Raw genomic sequence first — 9,727 nt, 5'->3', positions numbered from 1 at the left:
CCCTCGGTGGACGCGTCATGGGCCGCCAGGAAGGAGGCGACGGCCGCGGGCCAGCCGTAGCGCTCGGCCCGTGCCCGGGCCGCCGCGCGGCGGCGGGACTCCGGGCGGGCGAGGACGCGCTCGACGGCGTCCGCGAAGGCCGGTCCGCTGTCGGCGGCGGTCTCGCCCGCCGGGCCGACGATGTCCGGCAGCGCGGAGAGCGCGCTGACGACGACGGGGGAACCACACGCCAGCGCCTCCAGCGCCGCGAGCCCGAAGGTCTCCGCCGGACCCGGCGCCAGCACGACATCGGCGCTCGCCTGGAGGGCGGCGAGCCCAGCCCGGTCCGCCACATGGCCGAGGAAGGCCGCCGGAAGCCCCTCGGTGCGGGCGCGGGCCTCCAGGCGCGGCCGCAGCGGACCGTCCCCCGCGACCACGAGCGCCGCGGAGACGCCCCGCCGCCGCAGCTCGGCGAGCGCGTCGAGCGCCCGGCCCGGCCGCTTCTCCGGCGAGAGCCGCGAGCACATGGCGAGGAGAACGGCGGCCTCGCCGCGGTGGTGGTCGCGCAGCGCACCGTCGTGGTGGGAGGGGTGGAAGTGGTCCAGGTCCACGCCCAGAGGGGCGCGTACGACATTCCGCGCGCCGATCCGTACAAACTCGCGCGCCGCCCACTCGGTGGTGCAGACGATCCGCGAGTACGCCCGTGCGGTGCGCAGGTTGAGCCGGTCCGCGGCGCCCCGGGCGAACGCGCCCGGCACCCCCCAGGTGCGCAGCACGGCGTCCGCGCTCTCGTGGGAGACCATCACGGCCGGTACCCGGGCGCGCCGCGCCCACTCCCCCGTCCAGCGCAGGGTCGTGCGGTCCGACACCTCGAGCCGGTCCGGTGCCAGTCCGTCGAGCAGCCGGACGAGCCGCCGCCGGTCGGTCAGGACGCGATAGCCGCCGGTGCCGGGGACGGTCGGGCCGGGCAGCGTGATCACCCGCCCCTGACGGGTGTGCTCGTCCGAGGTCCGCTCCCCCGGCACCACCAGAACGGCCTCGTGCCCGGCTGCCTGATAACCGGCCCCCAGCTCGCGCAGCGCGGTGCGGAGGCCGCCGGAGGCGGGGGTGACGAAGTTGGCGAGCCGGACGATGCGCAGCCCTGGGTCCTCGCTCATGCTCTGCTCTCCTCCCACGAAGCTCATGCGGCGCCCTGCTCGGCCGCGCACGCGGCGCGGCACGTGCCCTCTTCCTCCGCTCCCGCGCCCGCACGGCGCACCGGCGCGGGCATCGGCTCCGGGCACCGCCCGGCGTCCGCGCGTACGGCGGCGCTCATGCCGCGACCGCCGTACGGACCGCCAGCACCTCGGCGTAGTGGTCGATCAACTGGTCGCCGATCGCCTCCCAGGTGCGGCCCTCGACCGCCTCCCGGCCTGCCCGGCCCAGCGCCGCGCGCCGCCTCGCGTCGGCCGCGAGCAGGGTTACGGCGTCGCTCACCCCGGCCGCGTCCCCGGGCGGCACCAGCAGCCCGGTACGTCCGTGGTCGACGAGGTCGAGCGGGCCGCCCGCCGCGGGCGCTATCACCGGGACGCCGCTGGCCTGCGCCTCCTGCACCGTCTGGCAGAAGGTCTCCTGGGGCCCGGTGTGGGCGAAGACGTCCAGTGAGGCGAAGAGGCGGGCCAGGTCCTCGCCGGTGCGGCGGCCGAGGAAACGGGCCCTGGGCATGGCCGCCCGCAGCGCGGGCTCGCTCGGCCCGTCCCCGACCACGACCACCTGGACGCCGGGGAGCTCACTCAGCGGCGCGAGCAGTTCGACGCTCTTCTCCGGGGCGAGGCGGCCGATGTATCCGACGATCAGCTCACCGCCGGGGGCGAGGGAGCGGCGCAGCTCCGGGTCGCGGCGCGACGGGTGGAAGCGCTCGGTGTCGACCCCGCGCGGCCACAGCCGGATCCGCGGCACACCGTGTTCGTCCAGGTCGCGGGCGGCGGCGGTGGAGGGCGCGAGGGTGCGGTCGGCGGCGGTGTGCACGGCGCGGATACGCCGCCAGGCCGCGTTCTCGCCCGCGCCCAGGTACGTACGGGCATAGGCGCCCAGGTCGGTCTGGTAGACGGCCACCGCCGGTATGCGCAGCCGGAGCGCGGCCGTCATCCCGCGCGCTCCCAGGACGAAGGGGCTGGCGAGGTGGACGACGTCGCTGTGGTGGGAGGTGATCGCGGCCGCGAGCCGCCGACTGGGCAGCGCGACCCGCACCTGCGGATAGCCGGGCAGCGGGAGGGACGGAATGCGGACGACGGGGTACGGATGCGACCGGTCGAGTTCCCCTTGGCTCTCGGGTGGCCTCCCGTCGGCCATGGCGGGCGGTGGGCCTCCGGGGGGACCGGCGGGGGCGATGACCAGGGGCTGATGGCCACGGCGGTGGAGGTGGTCGGCGGTCTGCAGCGTGCAATGGGCAACGCCGTTGATGTCGGGCGGGAAGGATTCGGTCACGATGGCGACACGCATACCGGTGTTGTCGGCGTACGAAGGGTGGCCCCGGCATCGAGCACGTTTCGCGCCGTGGAACGTCCCATGAGCGTTGGCCCTCGCGCTGTCCGGATCCCGTCCCCGGCCCCCACGAGGTCCGCCGAACCGGTACGAACCCCTCCGAATCCGCGATCGGTCACTGGGCGTAAAAATATCGCCGCCTATTCGCCCCGTTCGGGTGAGGTGGAGATACGTAGGGTGACAACGCCCTCACCCCGCCGGGGAGGAGCCTCCGCCGAGCGCGGGGTCATCTCCGGGGTCCCTGCCCTCTCGGACCGCCCTGCCCTCTCGGGGGCCTCACCGTGTCGGGCCGCCCCGCCCTCTCCGGGGCCCTACCTCTCGGGTCACCCCGCCCTCCGGGTGGCCCGTCCCCCCTCGGACCCCCGCCCTCCGGCCGCCCTGCCCTCTCCGGGTGCCCACCTTCTCGGGCCGCACCGTTCTCCGGGTGCCGCACCTTCTCGGGCCACCCTGCCCTCTCCAGGCCCCACCTCTCGGGCCACCCCGCCCTCCAGGTGGCCCATCCCCTCGGATCGCCCCACCTTCTCCGGCCGCCCCGCCCTCTCCGGGGCCCATCCACTCGGACCGCCCCGCCCTCCGGGTGGCCCGCTCTCTCCGGGTGCCCCGCCTTCTCCGGCCGCCCTACCCTCTCCAGGTGCCCACGCTTCCCTTACGGGGCCACCCGCCCCGGTCCGCCGCCCAATGCGTCCACTGTGCCCAATGCCCCGCCGCGCAACGCCTCCGCCGCCCAATGCCCCGCCGGGCAACGCCTCCGCCGCCCGATGCCTCCGCTGCCCGCCGCCCACTGCCACTGCCGCGCGCCAGAGCGGGTTCGGCGAGTCAGAGTCAGAAGCCCGGGGCCTCGGGGCCGATACGGCTGCGGACCGCCGTCTGGACCTCGGCCTCCTCCGCCGGGTCGGCGGCCAGCCGGCGGAGTTGTTCGACGACGCGGGCGTCGGCGGTGGCGGCGTGCCGGGCGGCGAGCTCGCGGGTGCTCTCCTCGCAGTCCCAGAGGCATTCGACCGCGAACCCCGCCCCGAAGGACGGATCGGTGGCGGCGAGCGCGCGGGCGGCGCGGCCGCGGAGGTGGGAGGAGGCCGTCTCCCGGTAGATGTGGCGCAGTACGGGCGCGGCGCAGGAGATCGTCAGGCGCCCGGCGCCATCGACGAGGGTCCACAGCGTCTGTGCGTCCGGGCCCTCGGCCCGGACCGTCCGGCGAAGGGCGGCCAGCACCAGCTGGCTGTCGTACTGCCCGCCGCGGCAGGCGAGCATCGCGGCGGCCGCGTCGCCGAGGGCGTCGGGGCGGTGGGCCCAGACGCGGGCCCGGTCGAGGGCGGAAATGCCGCGCATCCGTTCGAAGGCGGAGAGGGCGGCCTGGGAGACCAGCTCCGAGGCGTCCGGCTCGGTCACGGCCGTCTCGATCAGGTCGAGCACCTCGGGGTCGCCGGTCTCCGCGAGGTGCCGCAGCGCCGCGGCGCGGGCGGCGCCGGGGGCCGACGCGGCGGCAGTGAGGAGTTCGGGCCGGTCCTCGGGCCCCGCGACGGCGGCCAGGCAGCGGGCCGCCGCGTCGGGGCGGCGGGCGTCCGGCTTCAGCTCGTGTTCCCGCTGGGCCCAGGCCAGGATGTCGCGGACGCTCCAGCCGGGCCGCGGCCCCGAGGGGCGCAGCTGGCGCTGCCAGCGGTCGAAGGCGCCCCGTTCCGCCGCGGCGCGCACCCGCGGCCCGTGGCGCGGATGGTCGGCCCACAGCCGCCAGGGCCGGGGTTCATAGGCGCCGCGGACGACGGTGGCCAGTGCGGCGTCGCCGTCGGGGGTCTCGGGGAAGTGGGCGAGGATCGCGGGGGCGAGGCCGCGCAGCCCGGTGTCGTCGTCGCGCAGGGCCAGCTCGTCGAGGGCCCATTCCCAGTTGCTGCCCGCCGCGGCGTAGCGGCGCAGCAGCCGCAGGGCGTCGGCCCGGCCGTAAGCGGCGAGGTGGCCGAGGACGGAGAGGGCGAGCCCGGTGCGCGCCTCGTCGTCGTTGATCAGGTCGTCGGGGTGGAACAGATGCTGTTCGATTTCGTCGAGCCCGGCGTCGAGGTCCAGGCAGAGCCTGGCGTAGTACAGCGAACGGTTCTCGACCTGCCAGTCACGGCGGGGGTCGCGCAGCACACAGTGGTGCAGTGCCGCGAGCGCCTCGGCCCGCGGCGCGGCGAGGGCATGCAGGGTCCCGTCGCCGCGGCCTCGCTGGAGGAGGCCGAGCAGGGTGCCGCTGGGCGCTATGTCTGGATCGAACATGAGGTCAGCATCCGGTGCGGGAGGTTCGCTGGCAACGGGATTTCCGTCGATCGGCATTCTTGCCGATGTCCTGCCGCCGTATGCCTGATGAACGGCGTGGGACTGAGGGATTCCCGAGCGCCGCAGCCTACCCGGAATCTTGTCTTCCGCCGACTCCGGTCCCACGCTCCCCCGGAAGGCCACTGGCATACGCCAAAGGCACCACCGGATCGGGTATCGCCAAACCGCTTACGGGATATCGCGCCCTGTGCAAGAGTCGTAACCGGTCCCTCCCCGCACGACCCGGCCGCGCCGCGCCCCTTTCGGAGAACGTCATGCCGTCCCCCCGCTCCGCGGACCATCCCGCCGTATCGTCTCCCCAGCGTGACACGGTGGACTCCCTCATCTCGCAGACCCGGCGGCTCCGCGGCGGGCTCGACGCGGTCCGCCGCGACACGGCGGCGGACCCGGGCGGTGCGGACGACGCGCGGCTGCGCTGGCAGCGGGCGCTGTGCGAGCTCGCCGTCCACCAGCTGGACGATCTCGGCCGCCATCTGGGCGAGCTGCGCGAGGGGCTGCCCGCCGATCACCCCGAGACGGACGCGGAAACCTCCAGAGCCGGGACGGCGCCCGAAGCCGGGACGGCGGCCGGGGCCGCGGCCGGCAGCGGGGCCGCGGGCCGCGCCGCCGGTGGAGTCGAGGCCACGGGCGGCGCCCGCACCGGCCGCGGTTCGCTGCTCAGCCGGGTCGGCAGCGCCGAGTGGAACCTGCTCACCGACGAGGTGACCTGGTCCGACGAGCTCTTCCGGATCTTCGGCCGCGACCCCGGGGACGGCGGGCTCACCCTCGACGAGCTGCCCTCCTGGGTCTTCGCCGAGGATCAGCCGATCCTGACCGGAATGGTCACCGACTGCCTCGTGGACGGAAAGCCGATCGACGGGGAGTTCCGCGTCGTGCGCGCGGACGAGGTGGTGCGCACCATCCATATGGCGGGCGAGCCGGTGCTCGACGACGACGGCGGCACTGCCTCCATGTGGGCCGTCCTCCGGGACGTCAGCGAGCTGCGCCGGAGCGAACGGGCGGTGCGCGAGAGCCGGGACACGCTGCGGCACCAGCAGCGGATCGCGCGGACCGAGCGCCGGCTGGCGGTGGAGGCGCGGGAGGCCGTGCTGCCGCCCTGGCGCGGCTCCCTCCGGCTGCCGAGCGGTGACGGCTTCCCCGGCGCCGGCCCGGCGGCCGGCGGCGCCGCCCTCGACCTCGCCGCCCACTGCCTCCCCTCGGAGTCCGGCGACCGGATCGGCGGTGAATGGTACGACGCGCTCGAACTACCCGACGGGCGGACCCTGCTGAGCGTCGGCGGGCTCACCGGCCATGGTGTGGCCGCGACCTGCGGCATGGCCATGCTGCTGGGCGCGGTGCGCGGCATGGCGGTGGCGGGGATCGAGCCGGGCTCGCTGATGGGGCGGCTCAACCAGCTGCTGGCCGTCTCCGCCCAGCCCTCGCTGGTCGGCGCCGTCTGCGGACAGTACGACCCGCGCACCCGCACCCTGGTGTGGGCACAGGCCGGGCACCCCGCCCCGCTGCTCTTCCGTCAGGGGACGGGGCGCCCGCTGCGCTCGCCCGCCGGCGTACTGCTCGGCGCCACGGCGGGCGCCGCGTACGCCCAGGCAGAGGAGCGGCTGGAGCCGGGCGATCTGCTGGTGCTGCACACCGGCCGGCTCGCCCGGGAGGCCGAGGGCGCCACCGAGCGGCTGCTCACGCTCGCGCCACGGCTGACCGCCGCCCGCTCCCCGCAGGAGTGCGTCCGGATCGTGGCCGAGGCGTTCGGCGACGAGCCGCGCGAGAGCGACGCCTGTGTGCTGATCGCCAGGGTCGCCGGAACCGGTGCGTGAACCGGCTCGCCCGTCACCAACAACCCGGGACAGCACACCTGGTGCCGCATCAGCCACGGCCCGCCCCGCGCTCGGGGGCGCCCTGGCACATACGCTCGCCGCGTGGGCCCAGAACCCGATCAGGCCCACGACGAGGGCTTCCGGCCGCCTTGCGACCGCACGCGCCGGGACGCCTCGCTACCGGGCACACCGTGACTGACGCGGCACTAGACGGCCGCGCTCCTGGCGATGGAGCCGGAACCTTTCAACCCCGCGGCGCCCTTCCCCGCCCCCTTCGGCAGCGCCTGCTGGATCTCCTCCCGCAGCTCCCGGATGGCGGCCGAGGTGGTGTATCGCCCGGTGAGCCGGTACATCTCACGCAGCCGGTCCCAGGTGCGGTGCGAGGAGTTCTGCTCGATCGTCCGCAGCGCCAGCCGGGCATGGTGGTCGGCCTGCTCCGGGTCGCCGCCGATGAAACAGGCCGAGGCGATGGAGATGTGGTCGAAGATCTGGGACCGCTGGCGCCCGCCCTCCCGCATCCGCAGCGCCTCCTGGGCATGGGTCTGGGCGATGGCCGCCGCCCCCGGCTCGTGCTCGGCGAGGGTGCGGTAGACCAGCCCCTGCATCCCGTGCAGATCGGCCTCGTTGAACAACTGCATCCAGCTCGGCACGGGCCTGCCGTCCTCGTCCGCGACGAACAGCTCCTCCGCCTCGCCCAGCGCCCGGCGCACCGCCGGGCCGTTGCCCATCGACGCCTGCGCCCACGCCTCGATGGTGCAGAACATGGCCCGGGTGCGCGGCAGCGCCTCCTCGCCCGCACCGGACGCGGCCAGTCTCATCAGCTCCAGCGCGTCCTCCGGGCGGCCCAGGTGCACCATCTGCCGGGCGGCCCGGGAGAGCGCCTCGCTCGCCCGGGGCCGGTCGCCGCCCTCGCGGGCCGCGTGCGCGGCGATGACGAAGTACTTCTGGGCGGTGGGCTCCAGGCCGACGTCATGGGACATCCAGCCGGCGAGCACCGCCAGATTGGCCGCCACCCCCCACAGTCTGTGCTGCAGATGCTCGGGGTGGCGGTAGGCGAGCATGCCGCCCACCTCGTTGAGCTGGCCGACCACGGCCTTGCGCTGGAGCCCGCCGCCGCGGGCGGCGTCCCAGGCGCGGAAGACCTCGACCGATGTCTCCAGGGCGTCGATCTCCTGGGAGCCCACGGGGGCGGCCTCGTAGCGGTCGAAGCCCACGGGCTCGGCGGACAGGGGGTTGTCGGTACGGGGCGCGTCGGTGGCGAGGGTGGGGTCGGAGAGCAGCCAGTCGCTCATGGCACCGGTGATGGCGGATCCTGCGGCGAGCGCGGCGCCCGCACCCACCAAGCCGCGTCGGTTGAACATAAGGTCCATTCCCGTGAATTCGGTGAGGACCTCGGCCGTGGACTCGGGCGGCCAGAACAGCCCGTCGGCGCGCTGCCCCTTTCCCGCGCGCCCCCCTCGTCCGAACCCGAGATCCTCAGTGGTCACGACTCGACCGAGGCGCTCGGTGAACAGGGCCGCCAGCACCTTGGGCACGGGATCGCGCGGCGTCTCGCCGGTGTCGATCCAACGCCGCACCCGCGAGGTGTCGGTCGCCAGCTGCGGATGGCCCATGGCCGCCGCCTTCCGGTTCACGAGCCTCGCGAGTTCCCCCTTGGACCAGCCGGCGAGGCCGAACAGGTCCGCAAGACGGGTGTTGGGTTCCCTCGTCACGTCAAGCCCCCAGGTTCCTCGGCTGACTTGACAGTAACGGCCCCGTCACGAGCCGTGCGACTATTCGCCAGGGTTCGCCAGGGTGCGCCAGATGGTGTGCCACCCGCACGGGGGTGTGATGTAGGAGCGCGTTACCCGGCCCGGTGGCGGCTCGAGCTGAACCGACCGCATTCCCCAGGGTGCGGCCCCGCCCCCGGGGCCGGGTGCGTACGCAATTCGTCGGCACACGAAGGGATCTGTCTCGCCCATGTACGCAGCGTCGTCCTCCGTGTCCGCCCCGCCCCGGCCGTACCGGCGGCAGCTGCCCGGCACTGGGCCGTACCTCGATCCCGCCCCTGGCGGCCGGGCCCCGCGGACCGCCGCCCTCGGCCCCGTGCCGCCCCGCGGGAGACTCGACTTGTCCGGTCCCCAGGGTGCGCAGCTGCGCACCGCGATCACCTCGGTCCACCGGATCTGCCCGGAGTTCAACCCGGTGCAGGTGCTGCGGCGCAGCGGACGGTCCGTGCTCCTGGCCGGCACGACGGGGCGCGGCAGCGCGGTGGCCAAATGCCTGCTGGACCACTCCCCGGCATGGGCCGAGCGGTTCCGCCGGGAAATAGCGATGTACCGGGCGTTCGTCCGCCACCGCCCGCCGGTGCGGGTGCCCCGGCTGATCGCCGCCGACCCGGACAACTGCGCGCTGGTCATCGAGCGGGTGCCCGGGCGGATCGCGGCCGCGCAGCGCCACCCCACCGAGCCCCCGCCGCGCGCCGATCTGGGCGTGGTGCTGGGCGCGGTCCGCCGCGTCAACCAGTGGCGGCCGCCCGCCGGGATGTTCGACGCCCCCATCGACTACGCCCTCCGGCTGGCCCGCTACCACGAGCTCGGGCTGCTGACCGACCGGGACATGGGCGATCTGCGGAAGCTGCTGCGCGGTGTTTCGCACGGCCCGGGGCGGCAGGCCCCGGCGCAGTTCTGCCACGGCGACGCCCTGTTGAGCAATGTCCTGCTGTCCCCCGCGGGCCCGGTGCTCCTGGACTGGGACCACGCGGGCTGGTATCTGCCCGGCTATGACCTGGCCACGCTGTGGACGGTGCTGGGCGACGCGCCCGTCACCCGGCGCCAGATCAGCCAGTTGGCGCAGGCCGCGGGCCCGGCCGCGCGGGACTCCTTCCTGGTGAATCTGATGCTGGTGCTGACACGGGAGATCCGCCGGTACGAGACCGCGGTGCAGCGCACCATGCACGATCCGGCCCCGGTGGTGCCGGGTGCCGTCCCGGCCGGTGAGGAGCAGCGGCTGCTGCTGCGCCGGCTGCACGACGACTGCGGGCTGGCCCGCCGCGCGGTGCGGGCGGCGGTCGGCACCCGCTGAGGAGGCGGGGCAGCGGCCCGAGGAGCGCGTCACCGGTCTGGACC

General features: G+C 75.2%; 6 protein-coding genes. 2 read left to right on the top strand and 4 right to left on the bottom strand.

Annotated features, from left to right (window positions below):
* The 3 genes from AXW62_RS27825 to AXW62_RS27815 all read right to left on the bottom strand — a co-directional run.
* The coding region (locus tag AXW62_RS27825; protein WP_060946939.1) for a glycosyltransferase at positions 1-1,136 on the bottom strand (1,136 nt) is incomplete at its 3' end.
* Positions 1,137-1,290: 154 nt separating this feature from the next.
* A complete protein-coding gene (locus AXW62_RS27820; protein WP_060946938.1) occupies positions 1,291-2,460 on the bottom strand; it encodes a glycosyltransferase family 4 protein in 1,170 nt (389 codons plus the stop codon).
* A gap of 864 nt (positions 2,461-3,324) precedes the next feature.
* Positions 3,325-4,749: a hypothetical protein gene (locus tag AXW62_RS27815; RefSeq protein ID WP_060946937.1), complete on the bottom strand. Its 1,425-nt coding sequence runs from the start codon at positions 4,747-4,749 to the stop codon at positions 3,325-3,327.
* 314 nt (positions 4,750-5,063) lie between these two features.
* Between AXW62_RS27815 and AXW62_RS27810 the strand changes: the two genes are divergently transcribed.
* Positions 5,064-6,620, top strand: coding sequence for a PP2C family protein-serine/threonine phosphatase (locus AXW62_RS27810; RefSeq protein WP_060946936.1), 1,557 nt, complete (start codon positions 5,064-5,066; stop codon positions 6,618-6,620).
* A 206-nt stretch (positions 6,621-6,826) separates the two neighbouring features.
* Here the strand turns inward: AXW62_RS27810 and AXW62_RS27805 are convergent, their stop codons facing one another.
* Positions 6,827-8,332, bottom strand: coding sequence for a DNA-binding protein NsdB (locus AXW62_RS27805; RefSeq protein WP_060946935.1), 1,506 nt, complete (start codon positions 8,330-8,332; stop codon positions 6,827-6,829).
* A 247-nt stretch (positions 8,333-8,579) separates the two neighbouring features.
* On the opposite strand from AXW62_RS27805, the gene AXW62_RS27800 reads away from it, so the two are divergent.
* Positions 8,580-9,683, top strand: a complete 1,104-nt coding sequence (locus tag AXW62_RS27800; RefSeq protein WP_030829456.1) for an aminoglycoside phosphotransferase family protein — start codon at positions 8,580-8,582, stop codon at positions 9,681-9,683.
* The last annotated feature ends 44 nt before the right edge of the window (positions 9,684-9,727 follow it).

It is taken from the genome of Streptomyces hygroscopicus subsp. hygroscopicus, from assembly GCF_001553455.1.
Classification (GTDB): Bacteria; Actinomycetota; Actinomycetes; order Streptomycetales; family Streptomycetaceae; genus Streptomyces; species Streptomyces hygroscopicus.
The sequence above is the reverse complement of the archived record's forward strand: the minus strand, read 5'-3'. Positions and strand labels throughout refer to the sequence as shown.